We start from the raw sequence: 20,653 nt of genomic DNA on the forward strand, positions 1-20,653 counted from the left end.
CCGTTAACCCTTGGTCGGCAAACAGGACTTGAACGAATGGAGTCCAAATCGGCCGTGAGACATATTTTTTCAACGAATTCCCCACGCAGCATCATCCTTGTTGGTGTGATTGCACTGATCTCTGGCCTTTATGCGGTGTTTCAATTTTCCGGAACGGACCACATAGTTTATGCCGCCTCGTTGTTCGTTGGCATTTTCGTGACGGCAACCGCGTGGCTTGCTGTGCGCCACTACGGCCGCAAGCAAGTGATCAAAGCGGCGCGCGATATCGTACAATCCGAAAATGGCCCAGCTTTCTTGATCAATGAACGCGGTGACCTGTTGTCCGCCTCATTGGGGCAGACGCATGAAACGTTGTTGCGGCGCTATTTTGCGATGCCCGATGTCAAAATTTTGCAGGTCCAACAACTGGCTCAAACCAAACCCTATTCGGAAACGATACACGGCCGAGATAATCAATTATCGATTTTCGTAACCAAATTTGCGGCTGGATTGTTTTTGTGGCGTTGCAGTGAAATTGCCAATGAAACGTCAACGCAGTCGCACCAAATGTCGTTACCCGCGTTAACAGCAGGCCCGAGTGGTACGATATTATTCATGAACGACCAGATGCGCGCGATTGTGGGTCATCGCGTTCGTTCCTTGGACAAACTGTTTGGAACATCCCATTTGATTTCAGGCCGCAGCTATTCGGTGAATACCGAAAATGGGCCGCTGCGCAGCGTGATAGCGGCAACGAATATTGCTGGTGGCCGCCAAGAGGTGTTTCTTTTGCCTGGGGTGTCGAATGCTTTGCCGCCCGTTGCGGACTGGCACGCCATCGAAGATTTGCCTGTGCCACTGATGAAAATCGCGAAGACTGGGGAAATTATAGCAGCAAATCGCGAAAGCTGTGCGTTGTTAGGTGTTGAAATTAATGATCATTCTCGCCTTTCTGATGTTCTAGAAGGATTGGGCCGCCCGATGATTGAATGGCTGTCCGATGTCGCCGAAGGCCGAACTGCCAACTGCCGCGAGTTTTTGCGCGGCAAAGGTCATCGACAGGACTTTTTCGTTCAGGTTTCGTTGCATGCCACAGGGACCGGCGCGGATCGACATTTGATCGCTGTGCTGAATGATATGACAGAGTTCAAATCGTTAGAGGCGCAGTTTGTCCAAAGCCAGAAAATGCAGGCAATCGGTCAGCTGGCGGGCGGTGTTGCACATGATTTTAACAACCTTTTGACAGCAATTTCAGGGCATTGCGATCTGTTGTTGCTGCGACATGATCAAGGCGATCAAGACTACGGGGACCTAATCCAGATCCATCAAAACGCAAACCGCGCTGGTAGTCTGGTTGCGCAGCTTTTGGCGTTTTCCCGAAAACAAACCCTGTCGTTAGAGGTGCTAGAGCTATCTGACGTGTTGTCCGATTTGACGCATTTGATGAACCGTCTGGTTGGAGAACGGATTAGGCTGGTGTTTTCGCAGGAACCTGATCTGCACAAGATACGCGCCGATAAACGTCAATTGGAACAGGTGATTATCAACCTTGTGGTGAATGCGCGGGATGCGATGCCGACGGGTGGTGAAATCCGGATTGAAAGCGCGAATATCAATCTTTCTGAAACGATACACCGTGACCGTGCCGTGTTGCCCGCAGGCGATTATACGATGATTAAAGTCATCGACGAAGGCTTTGGAATTCCAGAAGAAAAGCTGGGAAAGATATTTGAACCGTTTTACACGACCAAACGTGCGGGCGAAGGCACCGGTTTGGGATTGTCGACGGCATATGGCATCGTCAAACAAACCGGCGGGTTCATTTTTGCCGACAGCGAATTGGATGTCGGATCGGTCTTTACCTTATATTTCCCATCCTTTGACCCGATCGAAGATGAGGTTCAAGTCACCCCGAAAGCTATTGAAAAGGCGCCTATTTTATCGCGTGAAGGCGTCGTTTTGTTGGTCGAGGATGAAGCGCCCGTTCGGTCCTTTGCCTCCCGCGCGCTACGCCTGAAAGGTCTGACCGTGCTAGAGGCAGACTGCGGTGAAACGGCCCTGACAATGTTGGCTGATCCAGACCTGCATATCGATATTTTCGTCACAGACGTCATCATGCCAGGACTGGATGGGCCGACTTGGGTCAAAGAGGCATTGCAAGAGCGCCCCGACGCAAAGGTCGTTTTCGTTTCGGGCTATGCCGAAGATGCATTTGGCGAAAATCGGGCATTGATCCCGAATTCCGCCTTTTTGCCAAAACCGTTTTCGCTGGGCGATTTAACGAATACCGTGTTGGAACAGATGGGGCGCAGCGCTGCTTAGGCGCAGTGCGCCTCTAGGTGTGCAGCGCACCCTGTCAAAGCGGCATAGTCGTCTTCGACGATGTGAACGCCAAAGTTCGACATAAATCCAGCAAATCGGCCTTTGTCACGCATGGCATCTACAAATCCAAATTCGATCAAGTAATCACCAAAGGCCCGTGCGACGCCGCCGGTTAGGTAAACACCGCCGAATGGTAGGTGGATCAGCGACAGGTTACCAGTCACCGTGCCGAACACACGTGCGAACATTTTGGCCGCTTCGATCGCGCGCGGATCGGATTTGTCGGCGCAACGCTGCATAATGTCTGCCGCGCTAAGCTCTGTTGGTTCGCCCGCCTCTTCGCTAAGCCAAGCGTAGACATGCGACAGACCGCGGCCCGATAGAACGTCTTCGACCGCTGGGAAGCCATGCGCCGTTGACACGTAATTACACAGGCGCAATTCGGCTTCGTTACGGATAGGCAGGTTCGCGTGGCCAGCCTCTGACGGGGTGACCAGACGGCCTGCTTCGGTTTCGTAGACGGGGGCGCAGTTGAACCCTGTGCCAACGCCGATCATCAATTTCGCGGCGTGCTCGTTGGTTTCGGGACCTTTGATGATGGTTTTAACCATATCGTCGGAAATGTGCCCGATGGCGTGGCCTTGGGCCTGCAGGTCGTTCAGGATTGCAACCTGTTTTGCGTTGGTGGCGCGGTGTAGCGTGGTTTTGTCCATCGCCCAATCCAGGTTCGTCATCGACGCACGCCCGTCGCGCACGGGGCCCGCAACAGCAATGCACGCGGCATAAGGTTCGGCGCAGCCAATTTCGGACATGTATTGGCGCAAAACCGTTTCCAAACCGGGATAGTCTGCGTTTGCGTAGCGTTTGATCGTTTCGGTTTGAACCACGCGGCCATGCGCCAGCGCAACACGAGTATTTGTGCCGCCAATATCGGCAACAATTGATAGGCGAGGATCGGCTTGGGTCATCTCCAGCTCCGAATGTTAGCGGTCACATTTGTTGTTGCAGGTCATAAATGGCTTGTTATGTCGACCGCAAGAGTAAACTAGACCTTAACGGGGCCCGTGGACTGTCCGACCATCAATTCGGCCTCTAACAGTTGATGCGCAGGCGGTCGCATCGGATCGGAAATCTGTGCCAATAGCGTTTCAGCAACCAATCTGCCTGCTTGCCGCACAGAAGATCGGGTCGACGTGAAAATGGGCACATCTTTTCCGTTTGGCATGTAGGACAGGACGTCATCATGCGTGATGATCGACACGTCGCGTCCCATTTTCATATCCAGATCTTCGATGGCGCGCCGAACGCCCAACGCACAGATCATCGACGACACCAAGAATGCGGTCGGCGCATTTTCACCCTGTAATAGGGCCAGCGCTGTTTCGTACCCGTAGTCTTCGGTCATTTCGTTGGAAAACATAAGGGCAGGGTCATAGGCAACGCCGCGTTCCGACATGGCGTCGACAAACCCTTCGCGACGCCTAAACGCGAAATCCATATTTTCTAGGCCATTGATGAATGCGATGCGACGGTGACCTAGGTCCAACAGGAAATCGGTTGCGCGGTGGAACGCACGGCGGTTGTTGATATCAACCCAGTTGTAATCGCTGCTTTCGCCGCTGGCGCGCCCATGCACTGCGAACGGCAGGCCAATTTTTCGCAGGAAATCGATACGCGGTTCTGCGGTTAACGGGCCATGCACAACCACGCCATCCACCGACCCGCGCGATTGCATCTGACGATAGGCGGCTTCTTCGCCTTTGTCTTCGACGACGGTTAGGACCATGTCATAGCCGTGTTTTGAATACACTTCGCCAGCGCCGGAAATGAAATCGCCAAAGATGGGGTTCACCATTTCATGTTTTGTGGACACTGGAATCACATGGCCGATAGCCATGCTGCGACCCGTCGCCAGCGATCGCGCTTTGGTGTTTGGGCGATAGTTATGTTTTTCGGCTGCTTTTTGAACCTTGGTCCGCGTTTCTTCGGACACTTCGGGATATCCGTTCAAGGCACGGCTGACTGTGGTCTGGCTGAGCCCTAAAATTTTAGACAGTTCCTTGAGGTTCATGTCATTTCCCAAAGCGTTTTGAAATTTCGAACCAATGTAGACTTTGCATTAAGTGGGGTCAAACAAATGTGTTTATATCCTTTTGTGACATTATTTGTATCCAGACTTTACTCACACCGTTTTGAGACTAGTTGACACATTACGATGAATCGGTAATGTTTAGCCATCCAAAGCGCTTTGAATAACCTTTGAGGCGCCGGATCAAACGATGCGCACATGCGCTCACGGGAGGATACAAATGAAAATGAAATATTACGCAGGCGCGGCAGCGCTGGCACTGATTGCTGGTTCCGCAAACGCAGCGGGTCATTTGATTTTTGCAGACGGCGAAGGCGACTTTAACTGGGATTCGCTAGCCGCCTTTGCAGAAGGTCATGACTACGCAGGTCAGTCGGTCACCATTTCGGGCCCTTGGATGTCGCCAGAGGCTGACTATTTCAACAACATGATCGCGTATTTTGAAGAAGCGACCGGCGCTGACGTGTCGTATGTTGGTTCGGACAGCTTTGAACAGCAGATCGTGATCGACGTTGAGGCGGGTTCCGCTCCGAACATCGCGGTGTTCCCACAGCCAGGTCTGGCTGCTGTATTGGCAAGCCAAGGCGCGCTGACGCCACTGGGTGATGATGCACGTCAGTGGGTCATGGACAACTACGCAGCAGGTCAGTCGTGGATCGATCTGGGCACCTATGACAACGCTGGCAACGGCGATGATTTCTTTGGTTTCTTCTTTAACGTGAACGTCAAGTCGCTGGTTTGGTACGTTCCTGAAAACTTCGAAGACGCCGGTTACGAAATTCCAACGTCGATGGAAGAGTTGAAAGCACTGACCGATCAGATCGTTGCGGACGGCGGCACCCCATGGTGTATCGGTCTGGGTTCGGGCGCAGCGACCGGCTGGCCAGCAACCGACTGGGTCGAAGACCTGATGCTGCGCACTCAGCCAGCAGATGTTTACGACGCATGGACCACCAACGATCTTGCTTTCAATTCGCCAGAAGTCATCGGCGCGATGGAAGAGTTCGGCTGGTTCGCAAAGAATGACGCCTATGTTGCAGGCGGCGCAGGTGCAGTTGCATCGACCGATTTCCGCGACAGCCCGAAAGGCATGTTCGACACCCCACCAGCATGCTACATGCACCGTCAGGCGTCGTTCATTCCTGCGTTCTTCCCAGAAGGCACCGAAGTCGGCGAAGACGCTGATTTCTTCTACTTCCCAAGCTACGCAGACAAAGATCTGGGTAACCCAGTTCTGGGCGGCGGCACATTGCTGGCTGTGACCGACGATTCCGATGCGACCCAAGGTTTCATGGAATTCCTGCAAACCCCATTCGCACAAGAAGTCATGATGGCGCAGGGCGGTTTCTTGACGCCGCATCTTGGCGTGAACAACGACAACTACGCATCGGCTGCATTGGCATCCCAAGGTGCGATCCTGCAAGGCGCAACCACGTTCCGCTTTGACGGGTCTGACCTGATGCCGGGCGCAGTTGGCGCAGGTTCGTTCTGGACCGGTATGGTTGATTTCGTTGGCGGCGCATCTGCCGAAGACGTTGCAACTTCGATCCAAGAATCCTGGGACGCAATCAAGTAATCAGGCGAATTAAGTCTGTTGGGTAACCCGTTATTCGGGTTACCCTTTTTTGATCCAAAATTTGGGGGGATCATCATGAATCCGGCATTGCAAGGCCTGATCACAATCCTATTTGGGGTTGGTGGATGCGTGGCCTATTTTTACCTGTCTAATTTGTTTTTGGACAAAGTTCTGTTTCCCGCACGCGGAAAAAACGCTGGCCAAAATATCAACCGCGCCAACATGGTGCGCCCATGGTTGTTTCTTGCGCCTGCGCTTGTGGCTTTGGGGCTGTATTTGGCCTATCCGGTCGTTGAAACGTTCCGCTTGTCGGTGACAGAGCGTTTGCCAGGTGGTGCATCGCAATTCGTTGGCTTTGACAACTATCGCCGCATGCTGGCCGAAGATAAATTCTGGGAAGCAATGCGCAACAACATGCTGTGGCTCTTAATCGTTCCTGCCGCCGCGACGGCCATGGGGCTGCTGGTCGCGCAATTAACGGACCGCATCAAATGGGGCAGCTTTGCCAAATCGTTGATCTTTATGCCGATGGCGATTTCGTTCGTTGGCGCGGCGGTGATCTTCAAACTGATTTATGACGCGCGTCCTGCGGGGCAATCACAGATCGGTATTCTGAATGCGATGTGGCTGGAATTCGACGGCGGGATCGGGTCGATCTTGATCCTTCAGGTAATTCCAATCCTGATCTTTGCTTTCTTTGCGGCTGTTGTTTTTTACGCTGCGTGGATCACTGCGCGTCCGGTTGTGAAACCTGATCCGTACAGCAAAATTTCACCTGTTTTCATGGTCTTGCGTATCGTTGCTGCGGTGATTTTTGTGTGGCTGGGGGCGCTGGCGGCATTGAATGTGATCGACGTGGCAACCGCGCAATTCGACTATGGTAAACCGCAGACATGGCTGACCATTCCGTTCTGGAACAACTTCTTCCTAATGGTGGTGTTGATCTGGATTCAAACGGGTTTTGCCATGGTGATCCTATCGGCAGCCCTGCGCGGCATTCCCGAAGAAACGATCGAAGCCGCGGTCGTAGATGGCGCCAACCCGTTCCAGATTTTCTTTAAGATCAAAATCCCGCAAATCATGGGGACGATCGTTGTGGTTTGGACCACGATCACGATCGTTGTTTTGAAAATCTTTGACATCGTGTTCGCCATGACAAACGGCCAGTGGGAAACCCAAGTTTTGGCCAACTACATGTACGACAAACTGTTCCGTTCGAACGACTGGGGCGTCGGATCGGCCTCGGCCATGGTTATCATGCTGCTGGTCACGCCAATTCTGGTTTGGAACGTTTATAACGCCCGCAAGGAGATGCGCTAATGTCCACTATAGCAGGCACAAAATCATCGCTGAACTGGGCGGTGCACATCTCTGTTGTTTTGTTGGTCGTCCTATGGATTTTCCCGACCGTTGGTTTGTTCGTGTCGTCGTTCCGCACGGCTGATCAGATTTCCAGCACAGGCTGGTGGAAAGCCTTGTTTCCGACCGAACAATCCGAAACGCTGCGCGCGGCTGATCCCGATGATTTCGCGGTTCAAATGGACGATGGCACATGGGCTGTGACCGGCAACTTGTACGAAGAGGGCGCGCAGGCGACCATTTCGACGTGGGGCACATCTTCGCGCGATATTTCGGCCTATGTTCCGGGTGATGTGGCTGATTTAGGTGATGGTGAAACGATAACTGTTGCTGAAACGGGTGATTACGTTTGGACGGGCGTTGAACAATTGTCTGGTCGTGGTCAGCGCGTGTTCGTCACGGCCATTAGCCCACCAGAGTTTACACTGGAAAACTATGACACCGTTCTGGGTCAGGGCGTCATTCAATCCATTCTGATTTACGCGGCTGCTTCGGTAGTTTTGGCGGTTGTTGTTGGGTTTGCGTCGAAATCTGTTGCGCCGACTTACGTTAAACCTGCGGCTTATCTGTCTGGAATTGCGTTATTTCTGATTTTGTCGGTCGTCTATGGGCTGGGGACAGGTCAGGGCGGCGGCCAAGCCAGCGATAATATGGCCAAAGCGTTCTTTAACACTTTGACCGTGACCATTCCTGCAACGATCATCCCGATCACAGTTGCGGCCTTCGCGGCCTACGCACTGGCATGGATGGATTTCCCAGGTCGTGCGCTGCTGATCGCCGCCATCGTCGGTCTGCTGGTTGTGCCGCTGCAATTGGCCCTAATTCCGCTGCTGCGTTTGCACCTGCAAATTGGTATCGGCAAAGGCTATTTGGGCGTTTGGCTGGCGCATACGGGGTTTGGGATGCCACTGGCGATTTATCTGCTGCGCAACTACATGGCGGGCCTGCCGCGCGACATCATCGAAAACGCACGCGTCGATGGCGCGACCGAGTTCCAGATCTTTACCCGTATCATCCTGCCGTTGTCGTTCCCTGCGCTGGCCTCTTTCGCGATTTTCCAATTCCTGTGGACATGGAATGACCTGCTGGTTGCGCTGGTATTCCTGATCGACAGTTCGGGACAGACCACCGTGATGACCCGCCAGATTGTCGAACTATTGGGGACACGCGGCGGGAACTGGGAAATTTTGGCAACAGCGGCGTTTGTGTCGATATCGGTGCCTCTCATCGTCTTTTTCGCAATGCAAAAATACCTTGTCCGCGGTCTGTTGGCCGGGTCGGTGAAATAAGGAAAACAACAATGACAACCACACCTGTTTTGTCGAACGTCAATGACAAGGATTGGTGGCGCGGCGCCGTCATCTATCAAATCTATCCGCGCAGCTATCAGGACAGCAATGGCGACGGCATTGGCGACCTGTTGGGGATCGTCCAACGCCTGCCGCATATCGCATCTATGGGCGCTGATGCCGTCTGGATTTCGCCGTTCTTTACGTCCCCGATGAAGGATTTCGGCTATGACGTGTCGGACTATTGCGATGTCGATCCGATGTTCGGATCGCTGGCTGATTTCGATGCGCTGATCGAAACGGCGCACGGCCTTGGCCTGCGTGTGATGATCGATCTGGTGCTGTCGCATACGTCGGACGTGCACCCGTGGTTCGAACAGAGCCGCGCCAGCACCGACAACGATAAATCGGATTGGTATGTCTGGGCGGACCCGAAACCGGACGGCAATCCGCCGAACAACTGGCTGTCGATCTTTGGTGGTCCTGCGTGGCAGTGGGATGCGCGCCGCGAACAGTATTACCTGCACAATTTCCTAGTGTCGCAGCCTGATCTGAATTTCCACAATCCCGACGTTCAAGAGGCGTTGCTGGATGTCGCGCGTTTCTGGTTGAACCGCGGTGTGGACGGGTTCCGTTTGGATACGATCAATTTCTACATGCATGACGCGCAGCTGCGCGATAACCCTGCGTTGCCAAAGGATAAACGCAACTCTAACATCGCGCCGTCGGTGAACCCGTATAACCATCAGGAACACCTGTACGACAAGAACCATCCTGAAAACCTGAATTTCTTGCGCAAACTGCGTGCCGTGATGGAGCCCTTTGGAGCTGCAGCTGTGGGCGAGGTGGGCGATGCCCAGCGCGGTTTGGAAATCATGGGCCAGTACACCGCTGGCAATGATCTGATGCAGATGTGCTATGCGTTCGAACTGCTTTCGGGTGATCGTCCAACGGCGCAATTCGTCGCGGATGTCATGGCTCAGGTCGATGATGTGGCTGCGGATGGTTGGGCCTGTTGGGCCTATTCCAACCACGACGTTGTACGCCATGTCACCCGCTGGGGCCTCACGCCCGCTGCGGCACGTTTGTTCACGACGATGATGATGTGCCTGCGCGGATCGGTTTGCATCTATCAAGGCGAAGAATTGGGCCTGCAAGAGGCAGATGTCGCATTCGAAGACCTACAGGATCCATATGGCATCCAGTTCTGGCCAGAGTTCAAAGGCCGCGACGGTTGCCGCACGCCGATGGTTTGGGAACGCGATAACGCCTGCGGTGGTTTTACAACCGGCCAGCCATGGCTGCCCGTATCGTCCGAACACGTCGCAAATGCCGTCAGCGCGCAAGAGGATGATCCAGCCGCATTAATCCACCATTATCGCCGCGCGATCGCATTCCGTCACGCGCATGAGGCGCTGAAAACAGGCGACTGCACACCGCTAAAGGTCGATGGGGATGTGCTGAGCTTTACCCGCACCGCCGGCAACACCAAAATCTTTTGCGCCTTTAACCTAAGCGACACGCCATCCGATTTGGACGCACCATCGGGTGATTGGCACGCGGTTGGCGGCGAACTGGGCAGCGCGCATCTGTCCGCTGACGGCGGCATCCATCTGGGCCCATGGCAGCCCTATATTGCGCTACAGCAGAACTAAGGGAGGGGGCAGATGACTGATCTAAAACTGACAGACGTCGGCAAAAAATACGGTGGCAAGGTTGAGGTGCTGAAAAACATCAACCTTGATATCAAACAGGGTGAACTGGTTGTTTTTGTCGGGCCTTCGGGCTGTGGTAAATCGACCTTGCTGCGGATGATCGCAGGGCTGGAACAGATCACAGATGGCACGCTGGAAATTGGCGGGTCTGTTGTGAATGACATTCCGCCCGCCCAGCGCGGCATTGCGATGGTGTTCCAATCCTATGCGCTGTACCCGCATATGACGGTGCGCGATAACATGGCGTTCGCGATGAAAATCGCAAAGAAACCTCAGGCGGAAATTGATGCGGCGATCGAAAAAGCCGCAAAGATTTTGCAGCTAGAGGATTATCTGGATCGTTTGCCAAAGGCTCTGTCCGGTGGTCAGCGGCAGCGCGTTGCCATTGGCCGTGCGATTGTGCGTGATCCGCAGGTGTATCTGTTTGACGAACCGCTATCCAACCTTGATGCGGCATTGCGCGTTGCGACCCGCATTGAAATCGCCCAGCTGAAAGAGGCGATGCCGGATTCCACCATGATCTACGTGACCCACGACCAGGTCGAGGCGATGACCCTAGCCAGCCGCATCGTTGTGCTGGCGAACAAAGGGATCGCGCAGGTGGGCACGCCGCTGGAACTGTATGAACGTCCTGAAAACGAATTCGTCGCGCAGTTTATCGGATCGCCAGCGATGAACCTGTTGTCAGGTGAAATTGTGGGGACGGGGGCGCAGACCACCGTGAAACTGGACGCTGGCGGTAGAGCCGTTTCCGCCGTTCCGACCCAAGCCGCTGATATGGGATTGCGCGTCAATATCGGTGTGCGACCCGAAGACATGGTTCAAACCGACGCTGACCCAATCTATTCGGGCACTGTCGACATTACCGAAGCGTTGGGCGAAGTGACGTTGCTATACTTTGCTGCAATCGCAGGGAATGATCCTGTGATTGCGAAGCTGCCCGGTATTCATCGCGATATGCGCGGCAAAACGGTTAGCCTGACTGCCGACCCTGCAAAGGTTCAGATTTTCCATAACGGTCAATCGCTGTACTATCGCTAAAAACAAACGGGCCTTTCGGGGCCCGTTTTATTATCGCTTTAGCGCGTCCCGCAGCGATGTGGGGGACGATTCAATATTTCGCAAATCCAGCGACGTGATCAGATCCACAAGATGGCTTTTCATCAACTCTTGGGCGCGGTCACCATCGCGGTCGGCAAAGGCGGACATCAGCGCATGGTGGGCGTTACTTTCGCACAGCGCAGATCGGCGTTGCCAATACAGCGCGATAATCAGCGATGACCGTGAAATCAGCTGTTTGATAAACGCCGCAATCGTTTCCTGATCCGCGATATGCGCGATTTCGACGTGGAACTGACCCGATAGATACAGCGCACGGCCACTATCGCCAGCGTGCAGCGCATCATGTTCTGCGTCGATGTGGCGTTGTAGGTTTTCGATATCCGCGTCCGTCATGCGTAGCGCGGCCGAATGTGCGGTGCGCGGTTCCAACAGGGAACGGGCCTCGAATACGTCGCGGGCTTCTTTAACGGATGGCTGCGCAACAAACGCGCCTTTGTTGCGTTTGAGTTCAACCAGACGTTCGTGGGACAAGGATTGTAATGCGGCACGTACAGTGGTGCGGCTAACCCCGTAAATGTCGCCAATCTCGTCTTCGCCCAATTTCGTACCCGGTGCGATACGGTGTTCGTGGATAGCCAGTTCCAGCTGTTCAAACAGGCTATCGGCGGTCACGGGCGGTGTTTGTAATTGGGTCATCGTCATTCCTTTGAATTCAACATGCTGAATTCGATCGCAAAGCGCAATTTTCAAAACAGGCCGCATTGTTGTTTTTAAGATTGTATACAATTTTGCGCACAGATTTTGATACATCGAAAAAATTAGTGCCAAAAAATCGGGCAGGGCATGTTTTTGGTGGTTTTACCAAACGGAAAATCTAGCGCAGCGCCCATGAAGTCGGCTCAGGTGACCCCATCGGAAACGCGAAATGGCCTAGGCCGAACCGGAGTGGATATGGGCGCTGGATACGATCTCGAACTGGTTAACCTAACCAAGAAATACGGAGATACGCTCGCCGTAGACAGCATCAATTATCAATTCAAGGCAGGCAGTTACGTGTGCCTATTGGGGCCTTCGGGATGCGGTAAATCATCGACGTTGCGGATGATCGCGGGCCATGAGGCAGTGACCGATGGGTCGGTCGTGCTGGACGGGTTTGATGTGTCTTACCTGCCGCCAGCGAAACGGGGAACAGCCATGATGTTTCAAAGCTACGCCCTGTTTCCCCACCTTTCTGTGCGGGACAATGTTGCCTTTTCTTTGCGGATGAAGGGTGTCGACAAACCGTCGCGCCACGCCAAAGCCAACGAAGTGTTGGAACTGGTTGATATGACTCAATACGCCGACCGTTTCCCTGCGCAATTGTCTGGTGGCCAACAGCAGCGCGTTGCATTGGCCCGCGCATTGGTCACACAGCCAAAGGTTTTGTTGCTGGATGAACCATTGTCGGCACTAGACCCATTTTTACGCATCAAAATGCGGACGGAATTAAAACGTCTGCAGCGCGAATTGGGGATCACTTTTATTCACGTCACACACGGTCAGGACGAAGCGTTGGCCTTGGGCGACGAACTGGTCGTTATGAATAATTCGGTTATCGAACAATCGGGGGCGGCAAGGGACGTGTGGGCCGCCCCCAAAACCGAATTCGTCGCGAAATTTATGGGCGGTCACAACGTCATCACCTATGACGGTGGCAAAGTCGCACTGCGCGCTGACGCTGTTTTATTGGCGGACGCGGGGCTGCCTGCAACAGTAACGGCGGTCGAATATCAGGGCGGCCATGTGGCACTGACCACGGCCACGACCGCGGGCGAAGAGGTGCTGGCACTGGTGCCCGAAGCTGCGTTTTTCCAATCACCAAAAAATCCAGGCGATGCTGTGATGCTGGCTTGGGACGAGGGGCGGCTACACCGCCTCCAATCTTAACCTCCTCTCATTTCAACAGGGAACATTGATATGTCTAAAATGCGTTATAGCCGTCGTGCTATTTTGAAAGGCGGCGCTGCAGCCGCTGCAGCCTCTGCACTGCCCGCACCAATGATTTGGGCTCAAGAAATCAAAGACATCACCTTGCGCCAGTTCGGCACAGGGGTCTCCAACCTGAATGACGTTGCAACAAAGGTCAAAGATGATCTGGGTTTCAATCTGGAAATGACCGCGCTGGATTCCGATAGCGTGACCCAACGCGCAGCGACCCAGCCTGACAGCTTTGACATTGCGGATATCGAATACTGGATCTGTAAAAAGGTTTGGCCAACGGGCAACCTGCAGGCGATGGATACATCGAAAATTGCCAACTACGACAAAATCGTCGGCATTTTCCGCAGCGGCAAACTGACCCCAGAAAGCACAATCGCCCAAGGCACCGCGCCGCATTCGGTTGGTTTTGTTGACGGCCCGGGCGGCACCAGCTTTGCCGATAATGAAACCGGTTGGATGACCCTGATCCCAACCATCTATAACGCGGATACACTGGGCATTCGCCCTGACCTGATCGGTCGCCCAATCGAAAGCTGGACCGAACTGCTGAACCCAGAATTCAAAGGCAAAGCATCGATTTTGGATATTTCGTCCATCGGTATCATGGACATGGCCATGGTCTGCGAAGCCATGGGGGAAATCCAATACGGCGACAAAGGCAACATGACCAAAGAAGAGATCGACGCCACTTTCGCGATCTTTACCGAAGCAAAACAGAACGGCCAATTCCGCGCCTTCTGGAAAACCTTTGATGAATCCGTGAACCTGATGGCCTCGGGCGAGGTTGTGATCCAATCCATGTGGTCGCCAGCCATTACGGCTGTGAAATCGCGGGGCATCCCATGCGTCTATCAACCGCTGAAAGAAGGCTATCGTTCATGGGGCGGCGGTCTGGGTCTGTCGGCCAATCTGTCGGGCATGGAGCTGGACGCAGCCTATGAATACATCAACTGGTATCTGTCCGGCTGGGTCGGCGGCTATCTGATGCGTCAGGGTTATTATTCGGCCGTGCCTGAAACGTCCAAAGACTACATGTCCGAAAACGAATGGGGCTACTGGTTCGAAGGCAAAGAAGCCACCGGTGACATCACGTCGCCAACAGGTGACGTGCTGGCCGCTGCTGGTGACGTCCGCGATGGTGGTTCGTTCGAAGAACGCATGGGCCGCGTTGCCTGCTGGAACGCCGTCATGGACGAAAACCAATACATGGTTCGCAAGTGGAACGAATTTATCGCCGCTTAATACCAATCGTCGGGGCGCTTTGCGCGCCCTGACACCCGCAATTTATGGGTGCTCTATGACACGCAATTTCATCGGTTGGCTACAAGCCGCGCCGTTGGCCCTGATCCTGTTGGGCTTTCTGGTCGCACCGATCATCATGATCGTGATCGTCAGTTTCTGGGGCGCTACCGAATATTCGATTTATCCCGATTTCCAATTCGACAACTATGCATTCTTGTTTGGGTCCAAAGTCGTTTGGAAAGTCTTTTTCGCGACCTTCAAATATGCCGCGATTGTATGGGTGCTGACGCTAACCATCGGGTTCACGGTCGCCTATTTCCTTGCGTTTCATGTGCGTAGCCTGACATGGCAGATCGCGCTGTTTTTGGTCTGCACCATCCCGTTTTGGACGTCGAACATCATCCGCATGATCAGCTGGATCCCGTTTCTGGGCCGCAACGGGATTGCCAACCAAACGTTGATCAGCTGGGGCGTGATCGACCAGCCGCTGGAATGGCTTTTGTATTCCGATTTCGCGGTGATCCTTGCGTTTGTGCACCTATACACGTTGTTCATGGTCGTGCCGATTTTCAACACGATGATGCGGATCGACCATTCGTTGCTAGAGGCCGCGCGCGATGCAGGCGCTTCGGGTTTTCAAACCTTGGTCAATGTCATCATCCCGCTAACGAAACCGGGGATCATGATTGGCACGATCTTTGTAGTCACGCTGGTGATGGGTGATTTCATCACCGTTCGGTTCATGTCCGGCAGCCAAAGCGCAAACGTCGGTCGTCTGATTTCCAACGATATTGGTCTGCTTCAATACCCTTCGGCTGCTGCGACGGCTGTGGTGCTGCTGTGCACAGTTTTGATCGTGATCGGCATCATGCTGCGTTTCGTTAATATTCGTAAGGAACTGTAATCATGGAAAAAAGACCAGCCAGCTTTTACATCCTTGCAGCATTTTTCGCGCTGTTTGTACTGTTCCTATACGGCCCGACCGTCACAATCGGAATCCTTAGTTTTCAAGGACGCGAAGGCGGCCTGACATTCCCAATGAACGGCCTATCGACCTATTGGTTCCGCGATTTGTTTCAGGAACAAGCGGTCGGTGATATCTGGGGTGCGTTCCGCCGTTCGCTGGCTTTGGGCCTTATGGTGATGGTGACGACAGTCGTGGTGTCGGTCATGGCCGGGCTGGCTTTTCGTAAGAATTTCAAAGGCTCAGGCATCTTATTTTATGCAGCGATCACATCTTTGGTGATCCCATCGATCTTGATTTCCTTGGGCGTTGGTCTGATTTTCAACCAGCTGGGGCTAAATGTGCATTGGGCCACGTCTGGGTTCGGATCGCAGTTGACGTGGACATTGCCCTTTGGCCTGTTGATCATGTTCGCGGTCTTTAACCGTTTCGACAAAAGTTACGAGGAAGCCGCACGAGATCAGGGTGCGACCGCGTGGCAGACCATCCGTTTTGTCGTGCTGCCGATCATTGCGCCTTCGCTGATCGGCGTCGCATTGTTCGGGTTCACATTGTCCTACGACGAATTTGCGCGGACATTGCTGACGGCGGGCAGCTATAACACTTTGCCGCTAGAGGTGTTTGGCATGACAACCAATGTAACCACGCCTGTCATCTATGCGCTGGGGACGTTAACTACGGCGTTTTCATTATTGATTATTATCGCGTTTTTGATGTCCGTTTGGGTGATGAACAAACGTCGTGCACGGTTGGGATCTGATGCGGGCAAAGCGCTATGATAAAGCTGGCGTATATCAATCCCAACGCGACCCAAGCGATGACAGATAACGTGGTTCGGGTCGTGAGCGACGCGGTGCCTGATATGCAGGTGATGGGCTACACCAACGCCAACGGCCCAGCCGCGATCCAAGGGCCAGAGGATGGCGATGCCGCGGTGCCTGGGGTGCTGGCTTTGTTGGATCAAGCGGTCATCGATGGCGCAGACGCGGTCGTCATCGCCTGTTTTGATGACACAGGTCTGGCGCCCGCGCGGGCGCTGTGCCCCAAACCCGTGATCGGGATCGGGCAGGCGGCGTATGTCATGGCGGGTCTATTGGGGGCGCGGTTTTCCGTTGTGACGTCTTTGCCCGTTTCGATCCCCGTGATCGAAGGCAACATTGCCGAAATGGGATACGCAAATGTCTGCGCCAAGGTGCGGGCCAGCAATCTGCCCGTTCTAACGATCGACGAAGGCACCGAAGAAACCCGCCACAAACTGATCAACAGCATTCGCAAAGCCGCCCAAGAGGACCGCGTGGATAGCGTCGTTCTGGGCTGCGCTGGAATGGCCTATATGCGCGAAGATTTGGCGCAGCGTAGTGGCGTGATGTTAGTCGACGGCGTTGTCGCGTCTGCGCATCTGGCCCGCGCGGCGATCGCGATGGGCCAATAAAAAACCCCCAAGGTGATCCTTAGGGGTGATTTCGTTAACCGCGGCGGCGGCCACCACGACGGCGGCCTGTCCCGCCAGAGGATTCTCCATCGGCGGAGGGCGGTTTGTTGAACGAAATCCATTCGCCGCCGTGCGGGTCGTTATTGGTCAACAGGTTGGCTGCGCGGATGGCTTCCATTTCTTTGCCTGGGCGGGATTTGGTCGAACCCAAACCCGTCACCTGGCAAAAGGTTTCCAGATCAATGTCGTCTGGCACAATGATGCCAGCAGCGGCCAGTTCTGCCTTTTTCTCTTCTATCTTTTTCAGGCCCACGGGCAGGGCGCATGGGTTCATAATGGCCGAGGTCATACCCGCACCCATCGCCATTGGCAGGAACGCGTTGTTGATGCCGTGACGGTTAGGCAGGCCGAATGATACGTTCGATGCGCCGCAGGTGGTGTTGACGCCCAATTCTTCGCGTAGGCGGCGGACCAAGGTGAACACCTGCTGGCCAGCGGTCGCCATCGCGCCGATCGGCATCACCAGCGGGTCAACCACGATGTCATGGGCAGGGATGCCGAAATCTGCGGCGCGTTCCACGATTTTCTTGGCCACGGCGAAACGGACATCGGGGTCTTCGGAAATGCCGGTGTCATCGTTGGAAATCGCAACGACTGGCACGTTGTATTTTTTGACCAGCGGCAGAACGAATTCCAGACGTTCCTCTTCTCCAGTCACCGAATTCAGCAACGGGCGGCCTTTGGCGACTTGCAGGCCAGCCTCTAGCGCGGCAGGAACCGAACTGTCGATACAGATTGGCGTATCGGTTAGGCCCTGAACCAGTTCGATCATTTTGACCATCAGGGGTGGTTCGGTTTCATTCGGGTTCGGGTTTGAATTGTAAACCACGCCCGCGTTGATATCCAAAATGTTCGCGCCCGCCGCGACCTGCGCCAAAGCATCAGATTCAACGGTGGAAAAATCGCCAGCCTCTAGTTCGGCAGCCAATTTTTTGCGGCCTGTCGGGTTGATACGTTCGCCGATGACGCAAAACGGTTGGTCAAAGCCGATGATGGCGGTTTTTGTCGCCGATTCAACGATAGTGCGGGTCATAAGCTCTCCTCAGGCTTTATTAGCGGGGGTAGCTGCATTGCCACCGTTTTCGATTGCCCAATTTGCATTGGTTTTGATCCCGCCCAGCGGGAAGAAATGGACCTGTTCGATGTTGAAATCAGGGTTGGCGGCTTTGTGTGCGGCCAGTTCGTTCAGAACATCGGTTGGTTCGTACGGCAGCACCAGTTTGGTCACATCCAGCGCACGTTTTTGCAGAACCTTTAGCGATGGGCCAACACCGCAGGCCATTGCGAATTTGATCAGCGTTTGCAGTTTCGCCGGGCCCGCGATGCCGATGTGAACGGGCAGGGTGATGCCCGCATCGGTCAGCCCATTGCACCATTCGATCACAGGTTTCGCGTCAAAACAGAATTGGGTCGCCAGCGCGATCTGCGCGTCTGTCGTGTCGTTGAATTTCTGTTTCCAACGCAGCGCATCCATAACGTTCTGATCGCCGCCCGATGGGTCGATGTCGCGGTTGCCTTCGGGGTGACCAGCGACGTGTAGGCGTTTGAAACCGGCGCGGTCAAAAATGCCTGTCTCCAACAGCTGCATGGAACAATGGAAATCGCCATGCGGTTGGGCTACGCCGCCCGCAAGGATCAGGCCCTGATTAACGCCCGCATCGGATTGATACCGGTTTACCCAGTCTTCCAGCGTTGCGGCGTCTTTGATGATGCGCGCTGGGAAATGCGGCATCGGGTCAAAACCTTCGTCGCGTAAGCGCGCGGCGGTTGCGACCATGTCTTCGATCGGGGTGCCTTCGATGTGGGCGATGTAAACGCGGGTGCCAGCGGGCAAAAGGTCACGGAAATCTTCGACCTTTTCGGCGGTGCGCGGCATTACTTCAATCGAATAGCCCTGTAGAAACGCCTCTAGATGTTCGGACGACGGGGGTGTCGCCTCTTTCTTGCGTAGGAACGGAACAAGAGCCATCAGGGCCTCCTTTAGGGTGGTGGGGTTCACGCGTGACCCATGTTTTCGATCAATTCGCGCAGGCGCGCATCGTCGTATTCGGTGTCTAGGCGCGCGGCTTCGGTTTCGGCTGCGGCGGCATCATCGCCGTCAACGGAATAGGGATCAGCCTTGCGCCATGCGGACAGGTAATCATCGGTGCCTGCCATGCCGGCCTTCATTGCGGCGCGGTCGATGGCCTGTTCGAAACGTTCGGGCAGCTGCACTTTGTGTCCGCGGCGGCCTTTGCCGACGATGACCTGTGCTGGAATATCCCGCCAGAAAACGACTGTGACGTCTGCCATGTGATTCCTCGTCCTTTGTTGCTTTAGTCTTACGCGTGGTTATCGGGGTTCTACGTGCCGTTTTCGACATAGCGTCGCAATTTGGCGACCATTGCGACATCACTCGGGCCTTGCGCAAACCCGTCATGAGGCATAGGTTTAACATAACTTGATATGGAGGGCGTGACTATGGCGCCCAAGCGTCCCCGAGGTGCGGGCGCGTTCCCGAAGGCGGTCGAATCCCCCGCGCCCGAAAAACCGGATTCCGGTGCGCTCTATGCCGCATTGGATCTAGGTACCAATAGCTGTCGCATGCTGATTGCCCAACCAAAGGGCAGCCAGTTTCACGTGATCGACAGCTTTTCGAAAACGGTCCAATTGGGCCAAGGTCTGGAAAGCACAGGCCGATTAGGTCGTGCGTCGATGAACCGTACGATCAGCGCTTTGCGTATCTGCAAACAAAAACTGCAGCGTCACCGCGTCAAACACATGCGTTTGGTCGCGACCGAGGCGTGTCGCCGTGCGAAAAACGGCCATCAGTTTATCAACCAAATCCGCCGCGAAACGGGTTTGCGTCTGGAAATCATCACGCCCGAAGAAGAGGCCCGTTTGGCCGTTATTTCCTGTGCGCCGCTGGTCAGCACGAAAACCGAACAGTTGCTGGTCGTTGATATTGGCGGCGGGTCAACCGAATTGGTCTGGATCGATCTGACCAAAGTGCCTGCGCGCGAACGCCCAGGTTCCATCATGCGTCTGCATCGCGGATTTGTTCAGGACCCAGGGCCATTCGCGGCTGCCAAGGTGGTGGATTGGATTTCCGTTCCCTTGGGCGTGGCGACCTTGCGTGATCAGTTTCAGGACGTTGACGACGATGCGGCGCGGTTCGCATTAATGAGCTGGTTTTTCGAAGAACAGCTGGCCAAATTCAGCCCCTACACATCCGAACAAGCGCGCGAAGGGTTCCAGATCGTCGGCACCAGCGGCACAGTGACAACAGTGGCGGCCAGCCATTTGGGCCTGAAACGTTATGATCGGACCAAAGTGGACGGGCTGCGTATGTCGTCTGACCAGATCGATGCGGTTATTCGCGACTATCTATCGCTGGGCCCCGATGGGCGCCGCACGGACCCACGCATCGGGCGGGATCGTCAGGCGCTGATCATGTCAGGTTCGGCGATTTTGCAGGCTTTGATGCGGATTTGGCCGACAGATCGTCTGTCAGTCGCGGATCGCGGTCTGCGCGAAGGATTACTATACGCACAAATGAGCGCCGATGGCGTGCTTGAGGATACGCCGTATTAAGTATATGC

At 54.5% G+C, this 20,653-nt stretch carries 19 protein-coding genes; 13 read left to right on the forward strand and 6 right to left on the reverse strand.

Going from position 1 to position 20,653, the window contains the following annotated elements; all coding sequences use genetic code 11:
• Nucleotides 1-36 precede the first annotated feature (36 nt).
• Nucleotides 37-2,304 (forward strand): ATP-binding protein, encoded by a 2,268-nt coding sequence (locus ACXAGA_RS13780; protein ID WP_475118054.1) that lies wholly within the window; start codon nt 37-39, stop codon nt 2,302-2,304.
• On the opposite strand, the gene ACXAGA_RS13785 is transcribed toward ACXAGA_RS13780, so the two are convergent.
• Entirely contained in the window at nt 2,301-3,272 is a 972-nt protein-coding gene (locus ACXAGA_RS13785; protein WP_475118055.1) for a glucokinase, read from the reverse strand. The two genes, ACXAGA_RS13780 and ACXAGA_RS13785, sit on opposite strands and share 4 nt — an antisense overlap.
• A gap of 77 nt (nt 3,273-3,349) precedes the next feature.
• Nucleotides 3,350-4,375, reverse strand: coding sequence for a LacI family DNA-binding transcriptional regulator (locus ACXAGA_RS13790; RefSeq protein ID WP_475118056.1), 1,026 nt, complete (start codon nt 4,373-4,375; stop codon nt 3,350-3,352).
• Between the two features lie 238 nt (nt 4,376-4,613).
• On the opposite strand from ACXAGA_RS13790, the gene ACXAGA_RS13795 reads away from it, so the two are divergent.
• From ACXAGA_RS13795 to ACXAGA_RS13815, 5 genes are all read left to right on the forward strand, one after another.
• On the forward strand, nt 4,614-5,969 hold the full coding sequence (locus tag ACXAGA_RS13795; protein WP_475118057.1) for an ABC transporter substrate-binding protein: 1,356 nt from the start codon (nt 4,614-4,616) through the stop codon (nt 5,967-5,969).
• A 75-nt stretch (nt 5,970-6,044) separates the two neighbouring features.
• Entirely contained in the window at nt 6,045-7,289 is a 1,245-nt protein-coding gene (locus tag ACXAGA_RS13800) for a carbohydrate ABC transporter permease (protein WP_475118058.1), read from the forward strand.
• Nucleotides 7,289-8,617 (forward strand): carbohydrate ABC transporter permease, encoded by a 1,329-nt coding sequence (locus ACXAGA_RS13805; protein ID WP_475118059.1) that lies wholly within the window; start codon nt 7,289-7,291, stop codon nt 8,615-8,617. Before ACXAGA_RS13800 ends, ACXAGA_RS13805 begins: the two co-directional genes overlap by 1 nt.
• 11 nt (nt 8,618-8,628) lie before the next feature.
• Entirely contained in the window at nt 8,629-10,272 is a 1,644-nt protein-coding gene (locus tag ACXAGA_RS13810; RefSeq protein ID WP_475118060.1) for an alpha-glucosidase, read from the forward strand.
• 12 nt (nt 10,273-10,284) lie between these two features.
• Nucleotides 10,285-11,373 (forward strand): ABC transporter ATP-binding protein, encoded by a 1,089-nt coding sequence (locus ACXAGA_RS13815; RefSeq protein ID WP_475118061.1) that lies wholly within the window; start codon nt 10,285-10,287, stop codon nt 11,371-11,373.
• Between the two features lie 30 nt (nt 11,374-11,403).
• On the opposite strand, the gene ACXAGA_RS13820 is transcribed toward ACXAGA_RS13815, so the two are convergent.
• Complete coding sequence (locus tag ACXAGA_RS13820; RefSeq protein WP_475118062.1) at nt 11,404-12,090, reverse strand: GntR family transcriptional regulator; 687 nt, start codon at nt 12,088-12,090, stop codon at nt 11,404-11,406.
• Between the two features lie 112 nt (nt 12,091-12,202).
• Between ACXAGA_RS13820 and ACXAGA_RS13825 the strand changes: the two genes are divergently transcribed.
• Genes ACXAGA_RS13825 through ACXAGA_RS13850 form a run of 6 tightly spaced genes read left to right on the forward strand, consistent with a single transcriptional unit; the run spans nt 12,203 to nt 17,012 of the window.
• Nucleotides 12,203-12,286, forward strand: a complete 84-nt coding sequence (locus tag ACXAGA_RS13825; protein WP_475118127.1) for an AgrD family cyclic lactone autoinducer peptide — start codon at nt 12,203-12,205, stop codon at nt 12,284-12,286.
• A 59-nt stretch (nt 12,287-12,345) separates the two neighbouring features.
• Nucleotides 12,346-13,320 (forward strand): ABC transporter ATP-binding protein, encoded by a 975-nt coding sequence (locus tag ACXAGA_RS13830; RefSeq protein ID WP_475118128.1) that lies wholly within the window; start codon nt 12,346-12,348, stop codon nt 13,318-13,320.
• 30 nt (nt 13,321-13,350) lie between these two features.
• A complete protein-coding gene (locus ACXAGA_RS13835; protein WP_475118063.1) occupies nt 13,351-14,616 on the forward strand; it encodes an ABC transporter substrate-binding protein in 1,266 nt (421 codons plus the stop codon).
• A gap of 55 nt (nt 14,617-14,671) precedes the next feature.
• Nucleotides 14,672-15,520: an ABC transporter permease gene (locus ACXAGA_RS13840; RefSeq protein ID WP_086450527.1), complete on the forward strand. Its 849-nt coding sequence runs from the start codon at nt 14,672-14,674 to the stop codon at nt 15,518-15,520.
• Between the two features lie 2 nt (nt 15,521-15,522).
• Nucleotides 15,523-16,359, forward strand: a complete 837-nt coding sequence (locus tag ACXAGA_RS13845; RefSeq protein WP_475118064.1) for an ABC transporter permease — start codon at nt 15,523-15,525, stop codon at nt 16,357-16,359.
• Nucleotides 16,359-17,012, forward strand: coding sequence for an aspartate/glutamate racemase family protein (locus ACXAGA_RS13850; protein ID WP_475118129.1), 654 nt, complete (start codon nt 16,359-16,361; stop codon nt 17,010-17,012). Before ACXAGA_RS13845 ends, ACXAGA_RS13850 begins: the two co-directional genes overlap by 1 nt.
• A gap of 34 nt (nt 17,013-17,046) precedes the next feature.
• Here ACXAGA_RS13850 and ACXAGA_RS13855 read toward each other — a convergent pair whose 3' ends face one another.
• Genes ACXAGA_RS13855 through ACXAGA_RS13865 form a run of 3 tightly spaced genes read right to left on the reverse strand, consistent with a single transcriptional unit; the run spans nt 17,047 to nt 19,364 of the window.
• On the reverse strand, nt 17,047-18,105 hold the full coding sequence (locus tag ACXAGA_RS13855; RefSeq protein ID WP_475118065.1) for a methyltetrahydrofolate cobalamin methyltransferase: 1,059 nt from the start codon (nt 18,103-18,105) through the stop codon (nt 17,047-17,049).
• Between the two features lie 9 nt (nt 18,106-18,114).
• Nucleotides 18,115-19,041 (reverse strand): methylenetetrahydrofolate reductase, encoded by a 927-nt coding sequence (locus ACXAGA_RS13860; protein WP_475118066.1) that lies wholly within the window; start codon nt 19,039-19,041, stop codon nt 18,115-18,117.
• Between the two features lie 26 nt (nt 19,042-19,067).
• Nucleotides 19,068-19,364, reverse strand: coding sequence for a virulence factor (locus tag ACXAGA_RS13865; protein WP_475118067.1), 297 nt, complete (start codon nt 19,362-19,364; stop codon nt 19,068-19,070).
• A gap of 168 nt (nt 19,365-19,532) precedes the next feature.
• Here ACXAGA_RS13865 and ACXAGA_RS13870 point away from each other — a divergent pair, with 168 nt between their 5' ends.
• Nucleotides 19,533-20,645, forward strand: a complete 1,113-nt coding sequence (locus ACXAGA_RS13870; RefSeq protein ID WP_475118068.1) for a Ppx/GppA phosphatase family protein — start codon at nt 19,533-19,535, stop codon at nt 20,643-20,645.
• The last annotated feature ends 8 nt before the right edge of the window (nt 20,646-20,653 follow it).

The sequence above is a fragment of the Marivivens sp. ABH4_498 genome (assembly GCF_056160585.1).